37 protein-coding genes are annotated in these 25,341 nt (G+C 48.7%); 1 reads left to right on the top strand and 36 read right to left on the bottom strand.

Annotated features, from left to right (window positions below; genetic code table 11):
• Window positions 1-65: 65 nt before the first annotated feature.
• The 36 genes from dsbD to rpsL all read right to left on the bottom strand — a co-directional run bounded on the left by dsbD (window position 66) and on the right by rpsL (window position 22,952).
• On the bottom strand, window positions 66-1,865 hold the full coding sequence (dsbD, locus tag H8K43_RS04320; RefSeq protein ID WP_186902700.1) for a protein-disulfide reductase DsbD: 1,800 nt from the start codon (window positions 1,863-1,865) through the stop codon (window positions 66-68).
• Window positions 1,846-2,202: a divalent-cation tolerance protein CutA gene (cutA, locus tag H8K43_RS04315; RefSeq protein WP_186902699.1), complete on the bottom strand. Its 357-nt coding sequence runs from the start codon at window positions 2,200-2,202 to the stop codon at window positions 1,846-1,848. Before cutA ends, dsbD begins: the two co-directional genes overlap by 20 nt.
• 230 nt (window positions 2,203-2,432) lie before the next feature.
• Complete coding sequence (locus H8K43_RS04310; RefSeq protein ID WP_186902698.1) at window positions 2,433-3,272, bottom strand: hypothetical protein; 840 nt, start codon at window positions 3,270-3,272, stop codon at window positions 2,433-2,435.
• A 440-nt stretch (window positions 3,273-3,712) separates the two neighbouring features.
• Window positions 3,713-4,108, bottom strand: a complete 396-nt coding sequence (gene rplQ / locus H8K43_RS04305) for a 50S ribosomal protein L17 (protein ID WP_162021765.1) — start codon at window positions 4,106-4,108, stop codon at window positions 3,713-3,715.
• 115 nt (window positions 4,109-4,223) lie between these two features.
• Window positions 4,224-5,201 (bottom strand): DNA-directed RNA polymerase subunit alpha, encoded by a 978-nt coding sequence (locus tag H8K43_RS04300; protein WP_186902697.1) that lies wholly within the window; start codon window positions 5,199-5,201, stop codon window positions 4,224-4,226.
• 104 nt (window positions 5,202-5,305) lie between these two features.
• Entirely contained in the window at window positions 5,306-5,929 is a 624-nt protein-coding gene (gene rpsD, locus H8K43_RS04295) for a 30S ribosomal protein S4 (RefSeq protein WP_162021767.1), read from the bottom strand.
• A gap of 197 nt (window positions 5,930-6,126) precedes the next feature.
• A complete protein-coding gene (gene rpsK, locus H8K43_RS04290) occupies window positions 6,127-6,531 on the bottom strand; it encodes a 30S ribosomal protein S11 (RefSeq protein WP_110255932.1) in 405 nt (134 codons plus the stop codon).
• A 31-nt stretch (window positions 6,532-6,562) separates the two neighbouring features.
• Window positions 6,563-6,928 (bottom strand): 30S ribosomal protein S13, encoded by a 366-nt coding sequence (gene rpsM, locus H8K43_RS04285; protein WP_162021768.1) that lies wholly within the window; start codon window positions 6,926-6,928, stop codon window positions 6,563-6,565.
• 27 nt (window positions 6,929-6,955) lie between these two features.
• The gene (gene rpmJ / locus H8K43_RS04280) at window positions 6,956-7,069 is read right to left on the bottom strand and encodes a 50S ribosomal protein L36 (RefSeq protein WP_014004415.1); all 114 of its coding nucleotides are present in this window, start codon (window positions 7,067-7,069) and stop codon (window positions 6,956-6,958) included.
• A gap of 32 nt (window positions 7,070-7,101) precedes the next feature.
• Window positions 7,102-7,320 (bottom strand): translation initiation factor IF-1, encoded by a 219-nt coding sequence (gene infA, locus H8K43_RS04275; RefSeq protein WP_005663428.1) that lies wholly within the window; start codon window positions 7,318-7,320, stop codon window positions 7,102-7,104.
• Between the two features lie 24 nt (window positions 7,321-7,344).
• A complete protein-coding gene (secY, locus tag H8K43_RS04270) occupies window positions 7,345-8,679 on the bottom strand; it encodes a preprotein translocase subunit SecY (RefSeq protein WP_162021769.1) in 1,335 nt (444 codons plus the stop codon).
• A 25-nt stretch (window positions 8,680-8,704) separates the two neighbouring features.
• Window positions 8,705-9,136: a 50S ribosomal protein L15 gene (rplO, locus tag H8K43_RS04265; RefSeq protein WP_162021770.1), complete on the bottom strand. Its 432-nt coding sequence runs from the start codon at window positions 9,134-9,136 to the stop codon at window positions 8,705-8,707.
• 28 nt (window positions 9,137-9,164) lie between these two features.
• Window positions 9,165-9,347, bottom strand: a complete 183-nt coding sequence (gene rpmD / locus H8K43_RS04260) for a 50S ribosomal protein L30 (RefSeq protein ID WP_162021771.1) — start codon at window positions 9,345-9,347, stop codon at window positions 9,165-9,167.
• A gap of 10 nt (window positions 9,348-9,357) precedes the next feature.
• Window positions 9,358-9,876 (bottom strand): 30S ribosomal protein S5, encoded by a 519-nt coding sequence (gene rpsE / locus H8K43_RS04255; RefSeq protein WP_162021772.1) that lies wholly within the window; start codon window positions 9,874-9,876, stop codon window positions 9,358-9,360.
• A gap of 12 nt (window positions 9,877-9,888) precedes the next feature.
• On the bottom strand, window positions 9,889-10,251 hold the full coding sequence (gene rplR / locus H8K43_RS04250) for a 50S ribosomal protein L18 (protein WP_162021773.1): 363 nt from the start codon (window positions 10,249-10,251) through the stop codon (window positions 9,889-9,891).
• 12 nt (window positions 10,252-10,263) lie between these two features.
• Window positions 10,264-10,797, bottom strand: a complete 534-nt coding sequence (rplF, locus tag H8K43_RS04245; RefSeq protein ID WP_162021774.1) for a 50S ribosomal protein L6 — start codon at window positions 10,795-10,797, stop codon at window positions 10,264-10,266.
• Between the two features lie 10 nt (window positions 10,798-10,807).
• A complete protein-coding gene (gene rpsH / locus H8K43_RS04240) occupies window positions 10,808-11,203 on the bottom strand; it encodes a 30S ribosomal protein S8 (RefSeq protein WP_162021775.1) in 396 nt (131 codons plus the stop codon).
• A gap of 14 nt (window positions 11,204-11,217) precedes the next feature.
• Window positions 11,218-11,523, bottom strand: coding sequence for a 30S ribosomal protein S14 (gene rpsN, locus H8K43_RS04235; RefSeq protein ID WP_162021776.1), 306 nt, complete (start codon window positions 11,521-11,523; stop codon window positions 11,218-11,220).
• Between the two features lie 7 nt (window positions 11,524-11,530).
• The gene (gene rplE, locus H8K43_RS04230; protein WP_162021777.1) at window positions 11,531-12,070 is read right to left on the bottom strand and encodes a 50S ribosomal protein L5; all 540 of its coding nucleotides are present in this window, start codon (window positions 12,068-12,070) and stop codon (window positions 11,531-11,533) included.
• A 4-nt stretch (window positions 12,071-12,074) separates the two neighbouring features.
• Entirely contained in the window at window positions 12,075-12,389 is a 315-nt protein-coding gene (gene rplX / locus H8K43_RS04225; RefSeq protein ID WP_162021778.1) for a 50S ribosomal protein L24, read from the bottom strand.
• 9 nt (window positions 12,390-12,398) lie between these two features.
• A complete protein-coding gene (gene rplN, locus H8K43_RS04220; protein ID WP_006464924.1) occupies window positions 12,399-12,767 on the bottom strand; it encodes a 50S ribosomal protein L14 in 369 nt (122 codons plus the stop codon).
• A 240-nt stretch (window positions 12,768-13,007) separates the two neighbouring features.
• A complete protein-coding gene (gene rpsQ / locus H8K43_RS04215) occupies window positions 13,008-13,280 on the bottom strand; it encodes a 30S ribosomal protein S17 (RefSeq protein WP_162021779.1) in 273 nt (90 codons plus the stop codon).
• Window positions 13,280-13,471: a 50S ribosomal protein L29 gene (rpmC, locus tag H8K43_RS04210; protein ID WP_186902696.1), complete on the bottom strand. Its 192-nt coding sequence runs from the start codon at window positions 13,469-13,471 to the stop codon at window positions 13,280-13,282. Before rpmC ends, rpsQ begins: the two co-directional genes overlap by 1 nt.
• A 13-nt stretch (window positions 13,472-13,484) precedes the next feature.
• On the bottom strand, window positions 13,485-13,904 hold the full coding sequence (gene rplP, locus H8K43_RS04205) for a 50S ribosomal protein L16 (RefSeq protein WP_186884629.1): 420 nt from the start codon (window positions 13,902-13,904) through the stop codon (window positions 13,485-13,487).
• 2 nt (window positions 13,905-13,906) lie between these two features.
• Window positions 13,907-14,731 (bottom strand): 30S ribosomal protein S3, encoded by an 825-nt coding sequence (gene rpsC, locus H8K43_RS04200; RefSeq protein WP_162021782.1) that lies wholly within the window; start codon window positions 14,729-14,731, stop codon window positions 13,907-13,909.
• Window positions 14,732-14,740: 9 nt separating this feature from the next.
• The gene (gene rplV / locus H8K43_RS04195) at window positions 14,741-15,073 is read right to left on the bottom strand and encodes a 50S ribosomal protein L22 (protein ID WP_186882659.1); all 333 of its coding nucleotides are present in this window, start codon (window positions 15,071-15,073) and stop codon (window positions 14,741-14,743) included.
• Window positions 15,074-15,079: 6 nt separating this feature from the next.
• Window positions 15,080-15,355, bottom strand: a complete 276-nt coding sequence (gene rpsS, locus H8K43_RS04190; RefSeq protein WP_007875308.1) for a 30S ribosomal protein S19 — start codon at window positions 15,353-15,355, stop codon at window positions 15,080-15,082.
• Window positions 15,356-15,365: 10 nt separating this feature from the next.
• Window positions 15,366-16,196 (bottom strand): 50S ribosomal protein L2, encoded by an 831-nt coding sequence (gene rplB, locus H8K43_RS04185; protein WP_186902695.1) that lies wholly within the window; start codon window positions 16,194-16,196, stop codon window positions 15,366-15,368.
• 2 nt (window positions 16,197-16,198) lie between these two features.
• Window positions 16,199-16,513 (bottom strand): 50S ribosomal protein L23, encoded by a 315-nt coding sequence (gene rplW / locus H8K43_RS04180; protein WP_162021784.1) that lies wholly within the window; start codon window positions 16,511-16,513, stop codon window positions 16,199-16,201.
• Window positions 16,510-17,133 (bottom strand): 50S ribosomal protein L4, encoded by a 624-nt coding sequence (gene rplD / locus H8K43_RS04175; RefSeq protein ID WP_186902694.1) that lies wholly within the window; start codon window positions 17,131-17,133, stop codon window positions 16,510-16,512. The genes rplW and rplD overlap by 4 nt, the downstream gene beginning before the upstream one ends.
• A gap of 3 nt (window positions 17,134-17,136) precedes the next feature.
• A complete protein-coding gene (gene rplC, locus H8K43_RS04170; RefSeq protein ID WP_162021786.1) occupies window positions 17,137-17,793 on the bottom strand; it encodes a 50S ribosomal protein L3 in 657 nt (218 codons plus the stop codon).
• Between the two features lie 211 nt (window positions 17,794-18,004).
• Window positions 18,005-18,322, bottom strand: coding sequence for a 30S ribosomal protein S10 (rpsJ, locus tag H8K43_RS04165; RefSeq protein ID WP_110255911.1), 318 nt, complete (start codon window positions 18,320-18,322; stop codon window positions 18,005-18,007).
• Window positions 18,323-18,451: 129 nt separating this feature from the next.
• The gene (gene tuf / locus H8K43_RS04160) at window positions 18,452-19,642 is read right to left on the bottom strand and encodes an elongation factor Tu (RefSeq protein ID WP_186902645.1); all 1,191 of its coding nucleotides are present in this window, start codon (window positions 19,640-19,642) and stop codon (window positions 18,452-18,454) included.
• A gap of 78 nt (window positions 19,643-19,720) precedes the next feature.
• Complete coding sequence (fusA, locus tag H8K43_RS04155) at window positions 19,721-21,826, bottom strand: elongation factor G (protein WP_186902693.1); 2,106 nt, start codon at window positions 21,824-21,826, stop codon at window positions 19,721-19,723.
• A 129-nt stretch (window positions 21,827-21,955) separates the two neighbouring features.
• Entirely contained in the window at window positions 21,956-22,426 is a 471-nt protein-coding gene (rpsG, locus tag H8K43_RS04150) for a 30S ribosomal protein S7 (RefSeq protein WP_162021666.1), read from the bottom strand.
• A gap of 142 nt (window positions 22,427-22,568) precedes the next feature.
• Window positions 22,569-22,952, bottom strand: coding sequence for a 30S ribosomal protein S12 (gene rpsL / locus H8K43_RS04145; RefSeq protein WP_162021672.1), 384 nt, complete (start codon window positions 22,950-22,952; stop codon window positions 22,569-22,571).
• 521 nt (window positions 22,953-23,473) lie between these two features.
• Here rpsL and H8K43_RS04140 point away from each other — a divergent pair.
• Window positions 23,474-25,312, top strand: coding sequence for a phosphoethanolamine transferase (locus H8K43_RS04140; RefSeq protein ID WP_186902692.1), 1,839 nt, complete (start codon window positions 23,474-23,476; stop codon window positions 25,310-25,312).
• Window positions 25,313-25,341: the final 29 nt, after the last annotated feature.

The following is a 25,341-nucleotide window of genomic DNA, read 5'->3' as shown; positions in this document are numbered from 1 at the left end:
CAAGTACAGATAAGTGAGATGCTTATATATAAACAGTTATAAGCATCTCAGTGCCCAGCCAGCGCTTAAGGCTGATCGGTTTTGCTCAGCGATTGCAGGAACTTCTCTGCATTCTGATAACCGACCACGCGACTGCCCGCGATCTCTTGCGCCTGTTGATTGAAGAAGATGATACCCGGCGGACCAAACAGGCCAAAGCGTTTGAGCAGTGCCTTATCATCCTCGTTATTCGCAGTCACGTCTACCTGCAATAAGAGCATCGCTTCCATCTTCGCTTTGACGGCTGGATCGGTGAAGGTCAGCTTTTCCATTTCTTTACAAGACACGCACCAGTCTGCATAAAAATCCAGCATCGCAGTCTTGCCTTTGTTTTGCGCCAGCGCGGCATCGAGTTCAGCCACCGTTCTTACACGCTGGAAGCTGGCGCCGTGTACCTGAGTACCCAACAAGTGTGCCAGCGGCGCATACACATCGCGACCACCGGTCGCCACGCCCACCAGCTGGATTGCGCCCAGCAAACCGAACAGCAGGCCAAAAGCTTTCGCTAACAGGCCCGAGCGCTGTATCCACAACAGATAAGCCGCATAAGCCAGCAATAAAAGCGCCCAACCCGTCATTTGCAACCAGGCCGGAATCACAGGAGAAATCATCCACAAGGCCATGCCCAGCATCAGCACACCAAAGAAGCGTTTGATGTATTCCATCCACATACCGGTTCTGGGTAACAGGCTACCGGCTGAAATACCGATTAACAGCAAAGGCACCCCCATACCGATGGCGATCGCAAACATCGCCGCACCACCGACTAACACGTCACGGGTCTGGCTGATGTAGACCAGCGCACCTATCAGCGGGCCAGTCACGCAAGGGCCGACGATCAGGGCAGAAATCGCGCCCATCAGGAAAACGCCGATCAGCTTGCCTGCCTTGCTGTTGCGCTGGCCTTCAGACACCTGCGTCAGGCGCGTCTGCAAGGCTGCAGGCATCTGCAATTGATAGACATTGAACATGGACAAGGCCAGCAACACCATCAGCGCAGAGAAAGCACCCAGCACCCAGGGATTTTGCAAAGTCGCCGCCAAGCCTTCGCCAGCCAGACCAGCAGCGACGCCCATGCCGGTGTAGACCAGCGACATCCCAAGCACATAGGCCAGCGACAGCAAGAAGCCGCGCATACGACTCACACCCGCACCTTCACCAACGATGATGAAAGACAGAATAGGCACCATAGGCAGTACACAAGGCGTCAGCGACAGTCCGAGGCCGAGTATGAAAAACAGCGGCAGAATCACCACCAGCTTGCCACTCTTTAAGGCAGCGCTGATGCTGCTGCTCTCGTTATCTGTCGCAGCAGCTGCACCCGCTTTTGACGATGCTGAGCCTGCAGCCCCATTCGCGGAGGCCGCATTTGTACTGGCGCTGACGCTGAGTGGGAACTCACTTTCCATCGGTGGATAGCACAGACCCAGATCCGCGCAACCCTGACGTGCGACCTTCAGTACGAAATCCTTATCAGCCTGCACTGGGATACGTACCACCAGTTTTTCGCGATAGGTTTCCACTTCTTTGTTAAAGGTTTCGTCAAATTTGACTTTACCCTTAGGCAGCACAGGCTCGCCCAGCTTGGCTTGCTCAGAACTGAATTTCAGACGCTCGCGGTACAGATAATAGCCATCGGCGATGGTGAAAGTGACTTCAGCCACGCCGGGTTCAAGCATGACTGCATTCACCTTGAATGCAACCTCAGGATCAAGAAAATCTTCTGCCATCGCTGGTTGTAGCCAGCTCAATAGCAAAGCCATCATGGCTGCCTGCAGGACCCGCCAGAACGCGGGCAAAGTGGAGTTACTGCTTGTCATACGCATAGTGATTATTTCCTGTTTCTGCCTGTACCCAATCCAGATAGGCGGGTAAGCCCTGAACGACGGGGATGGCGATGATTTCCGGTACTTGGTAAGGGTGCAGCGCGATGATCGCCTGTTCCAGCTGAGGATAAAGTTCAGCCCTGGTTTTCAAATGCAAAGCCACTTCCGGGGCTTGTTCCTGTTCTCCCTGCCAGTTGTACAGTGACAGCATTTCCGGATAAACGTTCACACAAGCAACCAGGCTTTTTTCCAGCAAAGCCTGCGCGATACGCAAAGCGCTGGCGCGATCCGGGCAATTCGTCATCACCAACAAAACTGATGTGGTCTGAGTCGACATGTCAGCACCATAGGGAAGAAAGAAGTCTGGTATTGTAACAAGTGTCGCTTAGGCACGTACGAATAAGCACAAGGTCTTCATGTATGCATGGCGGGGAGCCGTGACCAGACCATAGCCATCATTGACGGCTTGCTGCTGATGGACGCAGCAGGATTCGCTGCCAACAGGCTTGTGTACTGTTGTTGGAGATGGTAACGCTAAGTTACGGCACCTTGTTTCACGGCGAAGCGTTACGTCGCAACGCGCGGGCAGGCAGTCAGGTCGCTGAAGTTAGTCAGTGAGCCGCTGGCGTTGGCTAGCATGGCGTTTAGCTTGGCAGTGGTTTTCCAGTTGGTGAAGTCGGTTTGCTTATACAAATCATTTATTATTACTTTTGAAAGCGAAATTGGCCAAAATATACGTGGACAATATTTGTTATCAATTCGAGCACCATTTTTCTCTAATTGCAAATAATCACGGTATTTCTCCTTCGTCACCTTGATGTAATAAACAAGTTTAAATTCAATTGGAGTACCTTTAGGCCTATCCAAATCTGTCCGACCCTCTTTGCCTTTCACTAATAACACTATTTTTTCAGTACCTATGAAATTCTCATCAGGTTCATATTTAAAATCTTTCAAGCCATGTACATCATTAAACTCGGTTAATTTTCCATGCCTTGGCGACTCAAAAACAGTGAAAGAAATATCTGTCGAAGTAGTATCAATTTCTGGAGATCTCGGGTCAACGAACATACCTATGTCGTGGGCAGAATAAATGACAGAAAGAGCAGAGTAGGCATTGTCTATCTTTTTATCAAAATCAGATGCATTTCGCGATGGCACAAACTTACAAACGCCATAAGTGCCTTTCAGCGTTAAATTAGTGGCATTACCTTCAATCGAAATCGTTTTAACATATTGATTCAGTTGATTTTTTGCCACAGCAATTGAAGCCGATTGTGGTTCATTCAGTGCGATAGCATCATACATTTCCAACTCCCCACTTTTTATACGAAATTCACTCTGCAAAATCGACTCAAAGCTTTTGATATCATTTATTTTAATTTGACCTGATTCGTTAGCTACCACTTCGATTGCGAGGCACTAACCCGCACAAGTAGGGCACATCGCGATGAGCCGCATGAATTTGTCGCCATCATTAATCAAATCACTACCTGCCACATCGTAAGGCTAAACATCCTCTTTCTCCAAACGACAAAAGGTCAAACAAGGCCAATCTGCAACCCGATAGGACAAACCATTCTTGAATGAATTGGTAAGAACTTTATCCACCTGCGGCGCGTCGGGATACGCCCCGCCTGGCGATTGCATCTTACCCTGCTGTACAAACAAGCCGGGATGGCGCAAGGAGCACATACTGCACCAAGCTAGCATTAGTCATGCCTCATTTTTTTTTCTTCGACGAGCCGCAAAGCCAAGCCTGATATGACTTCGGTGGACAGACAACAGGCGAAAAAAAACCGCTCGGATTGAGCGGTTTTCTTTGCATCAGGAAACGAACTTCCCAATTATTCTGCTACAGGAGCGTCTGCAACTTCAGTTGTTTCTGGACGATCTACCAGTTCAACGTAAGCCATAGGTGCATTGTCGCCAACGCGGAAACCCATTTTCAGGATGCGCAGGTAGCCGCCGTTACGTGTTGCGTAACGTGGGCCCAGTTCAGCGAACAGCTTCTGAACGATTTCACGATCGCGCAAACGGGCAAATGCCAGACGTTTGTTAGCCAGTGTGTCAGTTTTACCCAGAGTCAGGATAGGCTCTACAACGCGGCGCAATTCTTTTGCTTTTGGCAGAGTTGTTTTGATGGCTTCATGACGCAGCAGGGAAACTGTCATGTTGCGCAGCATAGCCAGACGGTGGGAAGAGGTACGATTCAGCTTACGTAAGCCGTGACGGTGACGCATGGTATTTCCTTTCAGATTTCAATGCCAGCTCTTCTATCGACATCAGTCGCGGGCCGGTAATTATTTACGACGTTAAAAAATGAACGATCCGGACAGAACCGTTCATCGGGATAAATTATTTTTCCAGGCCAGCAGGTGGCCAGTTTTCCAGCTTCATGCCCAAAGACAGACCACGGGATGCCAAAACTTCTTTGATTTCGTTCAAAGACTTGCGACCCAGGTTTGGTGTCTTCAACAGTTCGTTTTCGCTACGCTGGATCAGATCACCAATGTAGTAAATATTTTCTGCTTTCAGGCAGTTTGCGGAACGGACTGTGAGTTCCAGATCATCGACTGGACGCAACAGAACCGGATCCACTGCAGGTGCACGGGATGGTGCTTCAGCTGCTGCTTCAGTGCCTTCCAATGCTGCAAATACGGTCAATTGATCAACCAGTACGCGTGCAGACTGACGAATTGCTTCTTCAGGAGAGATCACGCCATTGGTTTCGATATTGATGACCAGCTTGTCCAGATCGGTACGCTGTTCCACACGGGCAGATTCAACCGCATAGGAAACACGACGCACTGGAGAGAAGGACGCGTCCAGTATCATACGGCCGATAGTCTTGTTTGCATCTTCGGACAAACGACGTACGTTACCTGGCACATAGCCACGGCCTTTTTCTACCTTGATCTGCATGTCCAGCTTACCGCCGGCTGTCAGATTCGCGATCACGTGTTCCGGGTTGATCAGTTCAACATCATGTGGCAGATCGATGTCAGAAGCCAGCACTGCGCCTTCGCCATCTTTCTTCAATGTCAGCGTTACTTCATCACGGTTGTGCAACTTGAAGACTACGCCTTTCAAGTTGAGCAGGATGTCAACAACGTCTTCCTGAACGCCATCGAGGGAGGAATACTCATGAACCACACCAGCAATAGTTACTTCAGTCGGTGCATAGCCTGTCATAGTCGACAGCAGCACGCGACGCAGCGCATTACCCAGTGTATGGCCATAGCCACGTTCAAACGGTTCCATAGTCACTTTAGCGTGACCGGCACCCAGCATTTCCACATCAATGATACGTGGCTTCAACAGATTGTTTTGCATGAAATGTCCTTTTCAATACCCTCGGTTCGTTACACCGATAAGGCTGATGGCATTAAAGAAAAAAGCCTGCCTGTCGAAAAACAGGCAGGCAGTGAAACTCAGAATTAACGAGAATACAATTCAACGATCAGGGATTCGTTGACATCGTGAGCGATGTCGCTGCGATCTGGCATGGACTTGAAAGTACCTTCCATTTTCTTCGCATCAACAGCAACCCAAGAAGGCATGCCGGACTGTTCAGCCAGGGACAGCGCTTCAACGATACGTACTTGTTTTTTCGCTTTTTCACGAACAGCAACTACGTCACCAGCTTTAACCTGGTAAGAAGCGATGTTCACAACGATACCGTTAACTGTGAATGCTTTGTGGCTCACCAGCTGACGTGCTTCAGCGCGTGTGGAGCCGAAGCCCATACGGTAAGCAACGTTGTCCAGACGGGATTCCAGCAATTTCAACAGTGTTTCGCCTGTGTTACCTTTTTGACGGTCTGCTTCAGCGAAGTAGCGGCGGAATTGACGTTCCAGAACGCCGTACATACGTTTAACTTTTTGCTTTTCGCGCAATTGGTTACCGAAGTCAGAGGTACGAGCACCAGAAGTGCGACCATGTTGACCTGGTTTTGCATCTAATTTGCACTTGGAGTCCAAAGAGCGACGTGCGCTTTTCAGGAACAGATCCGTGCCTTCGCGGCGGGATAACTTAGCTTTAGGTCCGATATAACGTGCCACAGTAATTTCCTTTAATAATTGACGCAGCACAGGCTGCGCTAGTCTGATCTACCTGCTATCAGACAGTGGTCTTAAAGACAGTAAGCAACATGCTTATTGTCTGAAATAAAATTTCCCAACACAAAACCCGCCAACAAAATGGCGGGCTTGCATTCTAACGAAAAAATCGTCAGAACGCCAGCAACAAATATCGCTGCTTAGATACGACGACGCTTTGGAGGGCGGCAGCCGTTATGTGGAACTGGTGTTACGTCCTGGATCAGGGAGATCTTGATACCCAGATTGTTCAGAGCGCGAACAGAAGATTCACGACCTGGGCCTGGGCCTTTGATACGTACTTCCAGATTTTTGATACCGCATTCTACAGCAACTTTACCAGCTGCCTCTGCTGCAACCTGAGCTGCAAACGGAGTAGACTTACGAGAGCCTTTGAAGCCGGCACCACCAGCAGTTGCCCAAGACAACGCGTTGCCTTGGCGATCAGTGATCGTGATGATAGTGTTGTTGAAAGAAGCGTGAACGTGAGCAATACCTTCTGCAACGTTCTTTTTAACTTTCTTACGCGCACGTGCTGCTGCCGCGTTATTTTGAGCTTTTGCCATAATGTTTTCCTTGGATCCGGGCTAGCCTGGATTATTTCTTCAAAGATTGCGCTGCTTTACGTGGGCCTTTACGTGTACGTGCGTTAGTACGTGTACGTTGACCACGAACTGGCAAGCCTTTACGGTGACGCAAGCCACGATAGCAACCCAAGTCCATCAAACGCTTGATGTTCATGGACAGTTCACGACGCAAATCGCCTTCAACGATGAATTTACCGATTTCGTCGCGAAGCTTTTCGAGTTCGTTGTCGTCCAGATCTTTGACCTTTTTAGTGGTCAGAACACCAGTTGCTTCACAGATTTGCTGTGAGCGTGGACGGCCAATACCATAGATAGCTGTCAAGCCGATTACGGTATGCTGATGATTTGGGATATTAACCCCTGCGATACGTGCCATTCGTTATTCCTCGTTCAATAACGTTAATTAACCTTGGCGCTGTTTATGGCGTGGTTCTGTGCAGATAACACGAACAACACCTTTGCGCTTGATGATTTTGCAGTTGCGGCAGATCCGCTTAACTGATGCGAGAACTTTCATTTTTGCCCTCTTCCCTTTTAATACAATTTAATTTACTTGGTACGGAACACTATTCGCGCCCGGCTCAAATCATAAGGCGTCAATTCCACTGTCACCTTATCACCAGGAAGGATACGGATGTAGTTCATTCGCATCTTCCCGGAAATATGGCCTAGTACAACATGCCCGTTTTCCAACTTAACTCGAAATGTCGCATTCGGAAGATTCTCAAGAATCTCGCCCTGCATCTGTATAACGTCGTCTTTTGCCATTCGATCTGCTGTTCCTCGAGGCAATCACCGCGAAGGAATCCCGCCCTTGAAATTTGCTTTACGAAGAAGCGATTCATATTGCTGGGACATCACATAATTCTGAACCTGAGCCATAAAGTCCATGGTCACGACCACGATAATCAGCAGCGAGGTGCCACCGAAGTAAAATGGTACTTTCCATTTGGCGATTAAGAATTCTGGTAACAAACAAACCAGCGTAATATAAACCGCACCGGCCAGTGTCAGACGCATCAGGATCTTATCGATGTAACGTGCAGTCTGGTCACCTGGACGGATTCCCGGAACAAACGCTCCACTCTTTTTCAGGTTGTCAGCTGTTTCTTTGCTGTTGAACACCAGTGCGGTGTAGAAGAAGCAGAAGAAAATAATTGCTGCAGCGTACAACAAGGCGTGGATCGGTTCACCCGGCGCCATAGAAGCTGCCAGATCTTTCAGGAAGGTAATAAAACCACCGGAAGATTCAGCACCTTTCGTAAACCAGCTGGTAATCGTCGCAGGAAACAGAATAATGGAGGAAGCAAAAATAGGAGGAATCACACCTGCCATGTTCAGCTTCAAAGGCAAATGACTGCTTTGCCCACCATACACTTTGTTACCTACCTGACGTTTCGCATAGTTCACCAGGATCTTACGCTGACCGCGCTCAATAAATACCACCATGAACGTGACAGCAGCAGCAATCACACAGATTAACAGGACCGAAGCAGGATGCATTTCACCAGTGCTAACCAGTGAGAACAAACCACCTAATGCACCAGGCAAACCTGCAGCGATACCGGCAAAAATAATGATAGAAATACCATTACCCAAGCCACGCTCAGTAATTTGTTCACCCAACCACATCAGGAACATCGTTCCGGTTACCAACGTAACTACAGTCGTAAAACGGAATGCCAAACCTGGATCTATCACCAGACCTGGTTGTGCTTCCAATCCAAACGCAATGAAATACGCCTGAAGAGTCGCCAAAACCAGCGTTCCATACCGAGTGTATTGTGTAATTTTTCTGCGTCCGGACTCACCTTCTTTTTTCAGTGCTTCCAGTTGCGGAGAAACAATAGACATCAACTGCATGATAATCGATGCCGAAATATACGGCATGATACCCAGCGCAAACACGGTAAACCGTGACAATGCACCACCGGAGAACATGTTAAACATCCCCAAAATACCGCCTTGGTTTTGTTTAAACAAGTCCGCCAATGCAGTAGGGTCTATACCCGGGACCGGCACGTGAGCACCGATCCTGTAGACAACCAGCGCAGCCAGCAAAAACCAGAGTCGACCCCATGGGAATCCGCTTGCAGCGCTTTTAGCTTGTTGTGGAGATGTTGCCAATTATTGCTCCGGTGTCTGCACTGAATTAAGCGATGGTTCCGCCAGCAGCTTCGATTGCAGCTTTAGCGCCTTTAGTGACGATCAAGCCGTTCAAAGTAACTTTTTTGGAAATCGCGCCAGACAGAATCACACGTACTGTACGTGCGAGTTCAGAAACGACACCAGCTTGTTTCAAAGCCAGAATGTCGATTTCAGTCACTGGCAGGTTTTCCAGGTCTGTCAAACGAACTTCTGCTTTAAACGGTGTTGCCAGCGATTTGAAACCGCGTTTTGGCAAACGACGTTGCAGAGGCATCTGACCGCCCTCGAAACCGACTTTATGAAAGCCGCCGGAACGGGATTTTTGACCTTTATGGCCGCGACCCGCTGTCTTACCTAAACCTGAACCGATACCACGACCAACACGACGTTTGTAGTGTTTTGCGCCATCAGCAGGTTGGATGTTATTCAATTCCATAATTTGCTCCGAACATAAGCCTGACGACTTACGCTACAACCTTCACAAGATACGAGACTTTGTTGATCATGCCGCGTACTGCTGGCGTGTCTTGCAATTCGGAAACCGAATTGACGCGACGCAGGCCCAGACCACGTACGGTTGCACGGTGATCCTGGCGTGTGCCGATCAGACCTTTGACCAATTGCACTTTAACTGTCTTAGTAGTCATCGCGCTCTCCTTAACCGAGGATTTCTTCAACGGTCTTGCCACGCTTTGCAGCGATTTCAGATGGAGTACTCATCTTAGACAGACCATTCAAAGTCGCACGAACCATGTTGTAAGGATTAGTGGAACCGTTGGATTTAGCCACAACGTTTTCAATACCCATTACTTCAAAAATCGCGCGCATTGGACCACCAGCGATAACGCCAGTACCTTTTTTCGCAGGAGAAATCATGACGGAAGATGCACCGTGCTTACCTGTAACGGTGTGCTGCAGAGTACCGTCTTTCAGTGTCACTTTGATCATCTTGCGACGTGCTTCTTCCATCGCTTTTTGTACAGCTACAGGAACTTCTTTCGATTTTCCTTTGCCCATACCGATACGGCCATCGCCGTCGCCAACTACTGTCAATGCAGCGAAGCCCATGATACGACCACCCTTAACCACTTTGGTTACACGGTTGATCGCGATCATTTTTTCGCGCATGCCATCATCCGGCTTGTCGGCTGCTGTTTTTGCTTGCATTTTTGCCATGACAAATTTTCCTTAGAACTTCAGGCCAGCTTCACGCGCAGCTTCTGCCAGCGCCTTGATGCGACCATGGTAACGGAAACCGGAGCGGTCAAACGCAACTTCGGTAACCCCTGCTTTGATTGCCTTCTCTGCTACACGCTTGCCGATCAAAGTCGCGGCGGAAGTGTTGCCACCCGCACCGGATTTGCCAGCCAACTCTGCACGTACTTCTGCTTCCAATGTAGAAGCCGATGCCAACACTTTGGCGTCTGGGCCAATAATGTTTGCGTAGATGTGCAAATTGGTGCGATGCACGGCCAGGCGGTTCACTTTGAGTTCTGCGATCTTGGCACGGGTTTGACGTGCGCGGCGCAGACGTGATTGTTTCTTGTCCATCGTCAACCCCTATTACTTCTTCTTGGTTTCTTTAATTACAACCACTTCGTCCGAGTAACGGACGCCCTTGCCTTTGTATGGCTCTGGGCTGCGGTATGCACGGACCTCAGCTGCAACTTGACCTACTTTTTGCTTATCCATCCCTTTGATCAGGATTTCAGTAGGAGTTGGCGTAGCACAGGAAACGCCTTCTGGCATTTGATGTACAACTGGGTGGGAGAAACCTAAAGACAAATTCAACTTATCACCTTGGGCTTGCGCTTTGTAACCAACGCCGACCAATGTGAGTTTTCTTTCAAAGCCTTTAGTAACACCGTTTACCATGTTGTTGACCAGGGCACGCAGGGTGCCTGTCATCGCATTGGCTTCACGGCCGTCATTGGCTGGAGAAAAACTCAAAGTGCCGTTGTTGTTCGCAACTGTCACCAAGCCGTTCAGGCTTTGTGACAACACGCCCATAGGACCTTTTACTGTAATCTGCTCTGCTGAGATTGCAACTTCTGCACCGGCCGGCAAAGCGATTGGCATCTTACCTACTCGAGACATCTTTCACTCCTTAGGCGACGTAGCAAATAACTTCGCCACCGACACCGGTTGCGCGCGCTTTGCGGTCAGTCATGACGCCTTTTGGTGTGGACACGATGGCCACGCCCAAACCGTTCATCACACTTGGGATCTCGTCTTTACCTTTGTAAATACGCAGACCTGGGCGGGATACGCGCTCCAAGCGTTCAATAACAGGACGTCCTGCATAATATTTCAAGCCGATTTTCAACTCGGACTTACCTGCAGTTTCCGAAACTGCGAAATCTTCAATGTAACCTTCGTCTTTCAGTACGTTTGCAATTGCAACTTTTACCTTAGAAGACGGCATCGCAACTACAGTTTTCTGAACTACTTGTGCATTGCGGATGCGGGTCAGCATATCGGCGATAGGATCGCTCATACTCATTGCATATTCTCCTATTACCAGCTGGCTTTAGTCATACCCGGGATTTCACCACGCATGGCGATTTCACGGACTTTAATACGGCCCAGACCGAACTTACGGAATGTACCACGTGGACGACCTGTCAAAGCGCAACGATTACGCTGGCGGGTCGGGTTAGAATTACGTGGCAAAGCCTGCAACTTCAGACGAGCTAAATAACGCTCTTCTTCTGTCTTTGATTGGTCATCAATGATGGCCTTCAATTCGGCGCGCTTGCCAGCGAATTTCTTCACTAAGTCTGCACGCTTTTGCTCACGATTAATCAGTGCCAATTTTGCCATGGCGACCTCAGTTTCTGAACGGAAATTTAAATGCGGCGAGGAGCGCTTTCGCTTCTTCGTCGGTCTTTGCGGTTGTCGTGATACTGATATTCATACCACGCAATGCGTCGATCTTGTCGTACTCGATTTCAGGGAAAATGATCTGTTCCTTGACACCGATGTTGTAGTTACCACGACCATCAAACGCACGACCAGAAACACCACGGAAGTCACGTACACGTGGCAGAGCCACAGTGATGAAACGATCCAGGAATTCATACATCTGAGCGCCACGCAAAGTTACCATACAGCCGATTGGATAACCTTCACGGATTTTAAAACCAGCGATCGCTTTGCGAGCCTTGGTAACAACTGGCTTTTGACCAGCAATTTTCGTCAGGTCACCAACTGCATGCTCAATGATCTTTTTGTCTGCAACTGCTTCAGACAAACCCATGTTCAGGGTGATCTTCAGGATACGTGGAACTTCCATGACTGTTTTGTACGCATACTTTTCAGTCAGTTCACCAACGATTTTATCTTTATATAATGCTTGTAGACGGGCCATGATGTTATGCCTTCACAACTTCGCCAGTCGACTTGTAGACGCGGACTTTCTTACCATCCACGACCTTAAAGCCTACACGGTCTGCTTTGCCGGAAGCTGCATTGAACAATGCAACATTCGACACATGAATCGGCATCAATTTATCTACGATGCCACCAACTGCGCCAGTCATTGGGTTTGGTTTAACTGCTTTTTTAGCAACATTAACACCAGCTACAACAACGTAATCGCTGTCGATGCAAGCTTGCACCTGACCACGTTTACCTTTGTCTTTACCCGTTAAGACGATGACTTCGTCGTTTTTACGAATTTTATTCATCACGACTCCTTACAGCACTTCTGGAGCCAAAGACACGATTTTCATGAAGCGCTCAGTACGCAGTTCGCGTGTCACTGGGCCGAAAATACGAGTGCCGATAGGCTCAAGCTTTGCATTCAACAATACTGCAGCATTGCCATCAAATTTGACCAACGAGCCATCTTGACGACGAACACCCTTAGCTGTTCTCACAACCACGGCGTTGTAAATTTCACCTTTTTTTACACGACCGCGCGGAGCAGCAGACTTCACAGTGACTTTAATTACATCACCGATACCCGCATAACGACGCTTGGAACCGCCCAATACTTTAATGCACAGTACTTCGCGCGCACCAGTATTGTCAGCTACTTCCAGCCGGCTTTCTGTTTGAATCATAATGTTCTCTTTCCCAACTTAATCCACACAACTTGCACAATGCAAGTTTGTAGTCAGTCTTGGTCCTGCCAGCAAACCCCTACATAACCCACAATGCACGAGCCAACTGATTAGGTGGACGATTTTTTTAACCACTTTCACAACGAGAGGGTGTTGCGAAAGACATTTAGGCTGTTATTCACGCACTTTGTAAATAACAGCCCATCATTATCGCATCAAAAAAATTTTTGTGCAATAAATTTATACGACTTGCGCGACTTGAACCACACGTGTCACTGTCCAAGCTTTAGTCTTGGAAATTGGACGACCTTCTTGAATTTCAACTGTGTCGCCAGCCTTTGCCTGGTTTGCTTCATCGTGTGCATGGTACTTTGCAGTACGAACGATGATCTTGCCATACAAAGGATGTTTAACGTGACGTTCAACCAGTACTGTGACTGTTTTGTTCATCTTGTCAGACACAACTTTGCCAATCAATGTGCGCTTCAATGCCACTTTAACTTGATCGTTCATTATTTGGCATCCTTCTGATTCATGACGGTTTTCACGCGTGCGATGTCACGACGAACTTTTTTCAACTGAGAAGTGTTAGTCAGTTGCTGAGTAGCGATTTGCATACGCAGACTGAATTGTGCCTTCAACAGATCATTGAGTTCTTTGGTCAAAGCCGCTTGATCTTTACTTTGGAGTTCAGATACTTTCATTTACAACTCCCTATTAAGTGCCGACTTGACGTACGACAAACGTTGTCAACAATGGTAATTTAGCAGCGGCCAAGCGGAAAGCTTCGCGTGCCAGCGCTTCATCAACGCCATCCATCTCATACAACATCTTGCCTGGTTGAATCTCAGCAACATAGTACTCAGGATTACCTTTACCATTACCCATACGAACCTCTGCAGGCTTCTGGGAAATTGGCTTGTCTGGGAAAACGCGGATCCAGATACGGCCACCGCGCTTGATGTGACGTGTCATTGCACGACGCGCAGCTTCAATCTGACGCGCTGTGATACGACCACGGCCAACCGCTTTCAAGCCAAACTCACCGAAGGAAACAGCTGTACCACGAGTATGCGAGATACCCTTGTTACGGCCTTTTTGCTCCTTACGATATTTTCTGCGTGCTGGTTGCAGCATGATTATTCTCCTGCTTTCTCAGCTGGTGCTGCGTCAGCTTTTGCGCGTACACGCTTAGCTGGAGCTGCTGCACCAGATGTATTTTGCCCTTCAGGACGCTTAGCACGTGGACGGCTATTTGGCTTGCCATCGTCACGACGTGGGCCACGACGTTTTTTGTCGTCTTCCGGAGTCGATTCAATAACAGGCGCATCGCCATTTGCCAAACGATCACCTTTGTAGACCCACACTTTAACGCCAATAATGCCGTAAGTTGTGGATGCTTCGCCGAAGCCGTAGTCGATATCAGCGCGCAGTGTATGCAGAGGCACACGGCCTTCGCGATACCATTCTTTACGTGCGATTTCGATACCGTTCAGACGACCACCAGACATAATCTTGATGCCTTGTGCGCCCAGACGCATTGCGTTCTGCATCGCACGTTTCATCGCGCGGCGGAACATAATACGTTTTTCGAGCTGCTGAGCGATAGAGTCAGCGATCAGCTGAGCGTCGATTTCTGGCTTGCGGATTTCTTCGATGTTGACGTGAACTGGCACGCCCATCATCTTGGACAAATCTGCTTTCAGAACTTCGATGTCTTCGCCTTTTTTACCAATTACAACGCCTGGACGGGAGCTGTAAATGGTGATGCGTGCGTTCTTAGCCGGACGCTCAATAGTGATGCGGCCAACGGAAGCGTTTTTCAGTTTTTTCTTCAGGTACTCACGTACTTTCAGATCTTCACCGAGCATGGAAGCAAAGTTGCCATTGCCTGCATACCAACGGGAAGACCAGTTACGTGTTACCGCCAGACGAAAACCGGTTGGATGTATCTTCTGTCCCATCGTGACTCCTTAGTTACCAACAGTCACGTAGATGTGACAGGATTGTTTAGAGATACGATCACCACGACCTTTAGCGCGTGCTGTGAAACGCTTCAGAATCGCACCTTTTTCGACATAGATAGTCTTTACTTTCAGTTCATCGATGTCAGCGCCATCATTGTGCTCGGCGTTTGCAATTGCAGACTCCAACACTTTCTTAATGATTGCAGCGCCTTTTTTCGGGCTGAAAGTCAGGATATTCAATGCCTGATCTACTTTTTTACCGCGGATCAGATCTGCCACCAGGCGACCTTTTTGCTCAGACAGACGCACACCGCGAAGAGTTGCTTTAGTTTCCATCATCGGTCCTTATTTCTTAGCCTTTTTATCGGCAGCGTGACCCTTGAACGTACGGGTCAGCGCGAATTCGCCGAGCTTATGACCAACCATGTTTTCGGAAACATAAACCGGTACGTGTTGCTTACCGTTATGAACCGCAATGGTCAAACCGATGAAGTCCGGCATAATTGTCGAACGACGGGACCAAGTCTTGATTGGCTTTTTGTCTTTAGTTGCTTGAGCAGCTTCGACTTTCTTCACCAGGTGGGCGTCACAAAACGGCCCTTTTTTCAATGAACGTGTCATGTGTTATCCCTTATTTCTTACCACGGCGTGAGACGATCATGGAAGTAGTACGCTTATTGCGACGTGTCTTCTTACCCTTGGTCTGTTGACCCCATGGAGATACTGGATGACGACCAGCTGCTGTTCTACCTTCACCACCACCGTGCGGGTGATCGATCGGGTTCATGACCACACCGCGAACGGTAGGACGAACACCACGCCAGCGCATCGCACCGGCTTTACCGATTTTACGCAGATTGTGCTCACCATTACCTACTTCACCAACGGTTGCGCGGCATTCGATATGAATGCGACGAACTTCGCCGGAGCGCAGGCGAACCTGTGCGTAAGTACCTTCACGCGCCATCAATACAACGCCAGCACCTGCTGTACGTGCAATCTGTGCACCTTTGCCTGGCAACATTTCTACGCAGTGCATAGTTGTACCGACTGGGATGTTACGGATTGGCAAGCAGTTACCTGCTTTGATCGGAGCCTGGGAACCGCTCATCAACTGATCACCAGCTGCAACGCCTTTAGGGGCGATGATGTATGCACGTTCACCGTCCGCGTAGCACAACAATGCAATGTGCGCTGTACGGTTAGGATCGTATTCAATACGTTCAACTGTCGCAGGGATACCGTCTTTGTGGTTGCGTTTGAAGTCAACTACACGGTAGTGATGCTTGTGACCACCACCGATATGACGGGTAGTGATATGACCGTTGTTATTACGGCCAGCAGTTTTGGATTTCTTTTCCAACAAAGCAGCAAACGGACGACCTTTATGCAGGCCTTCTGTTACCACTTTCACCATACCACGACGACCTGGTGAGGTTGGCTTCATCTTAACGAGTGCCATAATTATGCCCCCTCAGTGAAGTTGATTTCCTGACCAGGCTTCAAGCATACAAAAGCGCGTTTTGTATGATTGCGACGGCCAGTAAATCTACCGGTACGTTTTTGTTTACCTTGACGATTTGCTACTTGAACAGATTCAACCTGAACCTTGAACAGCAATTCGACGGCGGCCTTGATTTCTGGCTTGGTTGCATCTGGAGTAACCAGGAAAACCACTTGTTCATTCTTTTCAGCAACCATAGTTGCTTTTTCAGAAATCACAGGAGCCAGCAACACCTTCAACAGGCGTTCTTCGCTATGTTTGACTAATGCGCTCATGCCAGCATCTCCTCAATCTTTGCCAGTGCTGGCTTAGTGATCAACACTTTCTTGTAGAACACTAAAGAAACTGGATCAGCATAACGTGGCTCTACAACCAATACGTTAGCCAGGTTACGTGCTGCCAACATCAGATTTTCGTTAAATTCATCAGTGATGATCAGAACGGAATCCAGGCAACCCATTGCTTTGAGTTTTTCAGACAAGAGTTTTGTCTTAGGCGCATCAACAGCAACATGATCAACCACTTGCAAACGATCTTCACGTGCTAACTGAGACAGGATCGAGCAGATACCTGCGCGATACATCTTTTTGTTAACTTTGTGAGAGAAGTTCTCATCTGGCGTATTCGGGAATATACGACCACCCCCGCGCCACAGTGGAGAAGAAGACATACCAGCACGTGCACGGCCAGTGCCTTTTTGGCGCCATGGCTTTTTGGTTGTGTGGTGGACTTCTTCACGATCTTTTTGCTTACGATTACCGCTGCGTGCATTCGCTTGGAAAGCAACAACAACTTGATGAATCAAAGCTTCGTTGTAATCACGACCGAAGATAGTGTCGGATGCTGCAACGCTGGTTGCTGCCTGACCTTGTTCGTTTAGGAGCTTCAGTTCCATGGATTAGGCTCCCTTCTTAGCTTTAACTTTAACAGCAGGAGATACAATCACCTGACCATTTTTTGCACCAGGCACGGCACCCTTCACCAGCAACAACTGGCGCTCTGCGTCAACGCGAGCGATTTCCAGATTTTGCACAGTGCGCTTTACGTCACCCAGATGACCAGTCATGCGCTTACCAGGGAAAACACGACCTGGATCCTGCGCCATACCGATAGAACCTGGAACGTTATGGGAACGGGAGTTACCGTGAGTTGCACGACCAGAAGAGAAGTGGTAACGCTTGATGGTACCGGCATAGCCTTTACCAATTGTCACGCCTTGCACGTCGACTTTCTGACCAGCTTCGAACAAACCTACTGGCACGACATCGCCAGCTTTCAGTTCAGCAGCTTTAGCAGCTTCAACACGGAATTCTTTTAAGACTGTACCAGCTTCAACACCTGCTTTTGCGAGGTGACCGGCAGCCGCTTTAGTTACGCGGGATGCACGGCGCTGACCGAATGTAACCTGAACAGCAGAGTAACCGTCTGTTTCAGGAGTTTTGACTTGCGTCACGCGGTTGTTGGATACATCCAATACTGTAACCGGAATAGAATCCCCGTCATCAGTAAAGATACGCATCATGCCAACCTTGCGACCAACTAGGCCCAAGCTCATTATTTTCTCCATTCTCACCTACGATTGGGTGAGGCTGATGTTTAAAAAACTTAAACAAATAGGCCAGCCGAAGCTGACCCACGTTTAAGCCTTCCATTATAGCCCGCAAATTTTTAATTTACAAGGCAAAATATTTGAAATTCCTAAAATTTGTGGTATGTCAAATTTTCTGAATTTTTCGTATTTCTTTTAAAAAGAAGGCAAATCTGGATTATTGCAATTTGATTTCTACGTCAACGCCAGCTGGCAGGTCGAGTTTCATCAATGCGTCAACAGTTTTATCTGTTGGGTCAACGATGTCCATCAGACGCTGGTGCGTACGGATTTCGAACTGATCACGGGAAGTTTTGTTCACGTGTGGGGAACGCAATACGTCGAAACGCTGGATACGTGTTGGCAGAGGAACCGGGCCTTTAACAACGGCACCAGTGCGCTTTGCTGTTTCAACGATTTCCAGAGCAGATTGATCGATCAGCTTGTAATCGAATGCTTTCAGACGAATGCGGATTTTTTGATTTTGTGTAGACATAACCATTCCTATAAAGAGCGAGCCAGCATCTCAAAAGAGTGTGGCAATTTTACAAAGAGCGAATACTAAAAAAGTCGGCTGCCGTGCTTAAAAACACGGCAGCCGACTAGTGTACTACAAAATTACAAATTACTCGATGATTTTAGCAACAACGCCTGCACCGACTGTACGACCACCTTCACGGATAGCGAAGCGCAAGCCTTCTTCCATCGCGATTGGGTTGATCAGTTTTACTGTGATCGATACGTTGTCACCTGGCATAACCATTTCTTTGTCTGCTGGCAACTCGATCGAACCAGTTACGTCCGTTGTACGGAAGTAGAACTGTGGACGGTAGTTGTTGAAGAATGGTGTATGACGGCCGCCTTCATCTTTCGACAGAACGTAGATCTCGCCTGTGAAATGTGCATGTGGCTTGATCGAACCTGGTTTCGCCAATACCTGACCACGCTGGATGTCTTCACGCTTAGTACCGCGCAGCAGAACACCTACGTTGTCGCCTGCCTGACCTTGGTCCAGCAGTTTGCGGAACATTTCAACGCCAGTACATGTTGTTTTGACTGTGTCTTTGATACCAACGATTTCGATCTCTTCGCCGACTTTAACGATACCACGCTCAACACGGCCTGTTACCACTGTACCGCGACCAGAGATGGAGAATACGTCTTCTACTGGCAGCAGGAATGTACCGTCAACTGCGCGCTCTGGTGTAGGAATGTAGCTATCCAGTGCGTCAGCCAGTTTCATGATTGCTTCTTCGCCCAACGCGCCTTTGTCGCCTTCCAGCGCCAGTTTTGCGGAACCTTGGATGATAGGCAGATCGTCGCCTGGGAATTCGTATTTGGACAGTAATTCACGTACTTCCATTTCAACCAGTTCCAGCAACTCAGCGTCATCAACCATGTCGCATTTGTTCAGGAAAACGATGATGTATGGAACACCAACCTGGCGAGCCAACAGGATGTGCTCACGTGTTTGTGGCATAGGACCGTCTGCTGCGGAGCAAACCAGGATCGCGCCGTCCATCTGCGCTGCACCAGTGATCATGTTTTTAACATAGTCAGCATGGCCTGGGCAGTCAACGTGCGCGTAGTGACGGCTTGCTGTTTCGTATTCTACGTGTGCAGTGTTAATTGTAATACCACGTGCTTTTTCTTCTGGTGCTGCGTCGATTTCGTCGTATTTCTTCGCTTCGCCGCCGAATTTTGCGGACAGAACTGTCGCGATCGCTGCTGTCAGTGTAGTTTTACCGTGATCAACGTGACCAATTGTACCGACGTTCACGTGCGGCTTGGTGCGTTCGAACTTACCTTTTGCCATTTTATTCTTCCTTCAAAAAGAACGATTTATCAACAATAGAAGATCTGCCCCTGCTTGAGGCAGATCCTTGATTCTTTATTACTTAGCCTTGGATGTAACGATCGCGTCGATCACATTCTTCGGTGCTTCAGAGTAGTGCTTGAATTCCATGGAGTACGTTGCGCGACCTTGGGTAGCGGAACGCAGGGATGTGGAATAACCAAACATTTCAGACAAAGGCACTTCAGCTTTGATGATCTTGCCACCGCCGCCAGCGATCTCGTCCATACCCTGAACCATACCACGGCGGGAAGACAAGTCACCCATCACAGTACCAGCGTAGTCTTCAGGTGTCTCAACTTCCACCGCCATCATAGGCTCCAGAATAACTGGGCTTGCTTTACGGCAGCCGTCTTTGAATGCCATCGAACCCGCCATACGGAACGCGTTTTCGTTGGAGTCAACGTCATGGTAAGAACCGAAGAACAGAGTAACTTTAACGTCAACAACCGGGTAGCCAGCCAATACACCGGAAGTCAGTGTTTCACGAACACCTTTTTCAACTGCCGGGATGTATTCGCGTGGAACTGTACCGCCTTTGATCGCGTCAACGAATTCGAAACCTTTACCTGGTTCTTGTGGTTCGATCTTCAGAACAACGTGACCGTACTGACCACGACCACCAGATTGCTTAACGAATTTACCTTCGATTTCTTCGCATGTTTTGCGAATTGTTTCGCGGTATGCAACCTGTGGCTTACCAACAGTTGCTTCCACGTTGAATTCACGCTTCATACGGTCAACGATAATATCCAGATGCAATTCACCCATACCGGCGATAATTGTCTGACCAGATTCTTCGTCAGTACGTACGCGGAAAGATGGATCTTCAGCAGCCAGACGGTTCAGCGCCAAGCCCATTTTCTCTTGGTCAGCCTTAGTTTTTGGCTCAACTGCCTGAGAAATAACTGGCTCTGGGAATATCATACGTTCCAGAACAACGATCGCTTTTTCATCACACAGAGTATCACCAGTTGTTGTGTCTTTCAGACCAACAACCGCAGCGATATCACCCGCCATCATTTCTTTGATTTCTTCACGTTGGTTCGCGTGCATCTGAACCAGACGACCGATACGTTCTTTTTTCTCTTTAACAGAGTTATAAACGCTGTCGCCAGAATTCAATTTACCGGAGTAGCAACGGATAAAGCACAATTGACCAACGAATGGATCCGTCGCAATTTTGAACGCCAGTGCAGAGAATTTTTCGTTGTCATCAGCATTACGAACAACTGGCTCATCATCTTCATTCACGCCAGGAACTGGTGGAATGTCCAATGGAGATGGCAGGTATTCAACAACCGCATCCAACATCGCCTGAACACCTTTGTTCTTAAATGCCGTACCGCACATCATAGGAACGATTTCAGAAGAAATCGTACGCTGACGCAGGGCCAATTTAATTTCAGCCTCACTCAGATCGCCGTCTTCCAGGTATTTGTTCATCAGCTCTTCACTGGCTTCAGCTGCTGCTTCAACCATGTTTTCACGCCATTTTTGCGCTTCAGCCAACAGATTTTCCGGAATATCACGGTATTCAAACTTCATACCCTGGGATGCTGCATCCCAAATGATAGCCTTCATTTTGACCAGATCGATAACGCCTTCAAACAGGTCTTCAGCGCCGATAGGTACTTGCAGAGGCACAGGGTTAGCCTTCAAACGCGCACGCATTTGATCGTACACTTTGAAGAAGTTCGCGCCGGTACGGTCCATCTTGTTGACGAATGCCAAACGTGGGACTTTGTATTTGTTAGCCTGACGCCATACGGTTTCAGACTGAGGCTGCACACCACCTACCGCACAGTAAACCATGCAGGCGCCATCCAGAACACGCATGGAACGCTCAACTTCAATTGTGAAGTCAACGTGGCCTGGTGTATCGATGATGTTGATGTGATGCTCAGGGAAATTATTCGCCATGCCCTTCCAGTAGCATGTCGTCGCAGCGGAAGTAATGGTAATACCACGTTCCTGCTCTTGCTCCATCCAGTCCATGGTAGCGGCGCCATCATGCACTTCACCGATTTTGTGATTTACACCGGTGTAGAACAGAACGCGTTCAGTGGTCGTTGTTTTACCTGCATCGATGTGAGCGGAAATACCGATATTACGGTAGCGCTCAATGGGGGTCTTACGGGCCATAGGATATTCCTAAATCTTTTAATGGACAAAACCGAGCGCAATTTTTTGTGAAAATCGCGCCCGGCCTGATTCAAAATACTTGCCAGAGCCATTGCATAAAGTTCATACAATGACTCCCTACTCTTACTCTTAGAAGCGGAAGTGAGAGAAGGCCTTGTTGGCTTCAGCCATACGATGGACTTCATCACGTTTCTTCATTGCACCGCCGCGACCTTCTGCGGCTTCCAACAATTCACCAGCCAAACGCAAAGGCATGGATTTTTCGCTGCGCTTGTTAGCAGCTTCACGCAGCCAACGCATAGACAAAGCTAAGCGACGGACTGGGCGAACTTCAACTGGCACCTGGTAGTTTGCACCACCAACGCGACGGGACTTAACTTCAACCAATGGCTTCGCATTGTTGATAGCTTGTGCGAACACTTCCAGCGGATCTTTACCAGATTTAGCCTGGATCTGATCGAATGCACCGTAGATAATGCCTTCAGCAACAGACTTCTTGCCAGACAACATCAATACGTTAACAAATTTTGCAACTTCTACATTACCGAATTTTGGATCCGGCAGTACGTCCCGTTTCGGGACCTCACGACGACGTGGCATTTCAATTCCTTTCAATCTTCAGTTGAGCGTCAGATAACACTTTATTGACACTCGCGACGGGCCATCATAGCCTGCCACTTACTCGGTTCATTCCGAACCGACACTGATCCGTAGAGTCTACGGAGATTAAATTACGAGTTAATTACTTCTTAACAGCCTTAGCACGCTTCGCACCGTATTTGGAACGAGCTTGCTTACGGTCTTTAACGCCTTGAGTATCCAAAGCACCGCGAACCATGTGATAACGCACACCCGGCAAATCTTTTACACGGCCGCCGCGGATCAGCACGACGCTATGTTCTTGCAGGTTATGGCCTTCACCGCCGATGTACGAAATAACTTCGAAACCGTTGGTCAGACGAACTTTAGCAACTTTACGCAAAGCCGAGTTTGGCTTCTTAGGAGTTGTTGTGTAAACGCGGGTGCAAACGCCACGTTTTTGCGGGCTGTTTTCCAGCGCCGGCGATTTGCTCTTAACCACAGCGGAAACGCGTGGTTGGCGAATCAGTTGATTGATGGTTGGCATCGTTTTTAATCCAACAAAATACAACGTTAATACAAACCCGGAAACGGTTGCCCGGGAACTAAAAATCAATTTTCCCCGTTTGAATCTGCAGAGAGGCACGCATGAAACGCATGCTATTTGCCTGTTTTTTATGCAAAATTTTTGTGACTGACAGCCACAAATCGCAGCAAAAAACATAAACCCAAAATCGAGAACTCGCAATTTTATGTCTGTTCGCGCAAGCGTGTCAATGAATTTTGATGGCTTAGGCTGCCTGACACTTACTGAGCAAGGCTGTTCAGAGTAGGCAATTTCAGCGATAAATCAAGCATCGCTGCCGGTTTGCAATCAAAAATCAGGGCAAATGCCTCCCTGCTTCTCCATCTTAAATGGACGACAGGCACAACTGCCGCTAGCCACCTAATGCGGCAAATACCCAATTAAGACCGAACAAATGCCTTGAGGCCGCATAAATCCTTTATATTGACGCCCTTTATATAAAACTTGCACTCTGGCACAGGGACATCCCACAGATTACAGCCATGCCTAACTCCAACCGCTTTTCCCGCATTTTCTTATTAAGCAGCTACGGCTTATTGTCTGTGCTGCCATTCTTCCCTTACCTGCAACGTCAATCCGTGGATCAAGCCGGAACGATACTGGCATCCGGGCTGCTGGGCTGGACCATGCTGTGGGCCGTGTTCAAAGGCCCGCGCTGGTTTCATTGCCTGTTATTGCCAGCGATGCTGATGATGCCGGTAGAGATCTATTTGCGTTTGTACTACGGCCAGGGCATATCGACGCATCATCTGGGCATCATGCTGGAAACCAGCCCAAAAGAAGCTGCCGAATTCCTGGGCAATAAAGTCTGGTTATTGGCAGGGCTCAGCATCCTCATCGTCGTCTGGTGGTGGCAATTGCAGCGCTTTGTCTGGCGTACCGATGTGCTGGCCTGGCGTCATCCCAGCCGCTGGCTGGCTCTTTGCGGAACACTCGTCATCAGCGTGATCAGCAGCTATGCCTACTGGGTAGGAGTGCAGGCACAAACCGCTTCCGGCAAATCTGGCAGCGCCTCACCCCGAGCCGCCATCAGTGGCAAGGCGATATCTATGTCATTGCTGGAGGCCGGGCGGCAACGTTTAATCCAGGGCCCCGGCCCGGCACCGGCATGGCTGGTACCGGTCGCTGACGAGGAAGTGTTTGCTCGCGTCTGGCCATTCGGTCTGATATTGCGCAGTATCGATTTTTGGAACGAGCGCGATTACCTCAATCATTTATCCGATAAAAGCCGCACATTTCATTTCGGCGCGCACTTACAAGGCGACCCGGCAGCGCCGCAAGTAGTAGTGATGGTGATCGGCGAATCCTCACGCTACGACCGCTGGAGCCTGAATGGCTATGACAGGGAAACCAATCCGCTGTTGAGTCTGGAAGAAAATCTGGTCAGCTTTAGTGACATGATTTCTGCTGTGTCAGCCACCCGTTTGTCAGTGCCTATCATCGTTTCGCGCAAACCGGCGGCACAAGGCTTACAGGCTGGCTTTTCAGAAAAGTCTTTTTTGTCTGCGTATCGCGAAGCGGGGTATAAAACCTACTGGATTTCGAATCAGATGAGTTTTGGCCAGTTCGACACGCCAACCTCAGTATTTGCCAAAGAGGCAGACGTGACCCAGTTCCTGAATCTGGGTGGCTACACCAATCAATCCAATCTGGACGATGTGCTGTTTGCGCCGCTGGAACGCGCGCTGCAGGATGCAGCCCCGAAAAAACTGATCGTGCTGCATACCCTGGGCAATCACTGGAATTACAGCCATCGCCACCCGGCGGAATACGACCACTGGAAACCTTCTTTATACGGCGTGGTGAATCCCGCCTATACCGATCTGAAAAATAAAGAAGCACTCAGCAACAGCTACGACAACTCCATCCTTTATACAGACTGGGTCTTATCGGGCTTCATACAGCGCCTGAAGGATAGCGGCATATTGAGTTCACTGATGTATGTATCCGACCATGGTCAGACTTTGTATGACGGCAGTTGCAATCTAGCGTTTCATGGGCATAACACGCAGTATGAATTCCATGTGCCGGGTTTTGTGTGGTATTCCGACGCCTATTTAGAAAAATACCCGGAAAAAATCCGGCAACTGCGCGCCCATCAGCGCGCACCGCTGAGCACCGAAAATGTGTTTCACACCTTGCTGGATATGGCTGATATCCGCTATACGGACGAAAAACTGGAACGCAGCATACTCAGCCCGCGCTGGAAGCCACATCTGCGCTATGTCGATAGCTATGGCTGGACGAATTACGATAATGCGACGATCAAAGGCGAATGTCGCGAAGTGATCGATAATAAAACGCCGCTGCCACAGAAATAGATTTTGCCTGGGCTGTGCCAGACTCCCCT

This window comes from Cognatundibacterium curvum (assembly GCF_014284235.1).
GTDB lineage: Bacteria > Pseudomonadota > Gammaproteobacteria > Burkholderiales > Burkholderiaceae_D > Undibacterium > Undibacterium curvum.
This window is presented reverse-complemented; position numbering and strand designations above follow the sequence as displayed.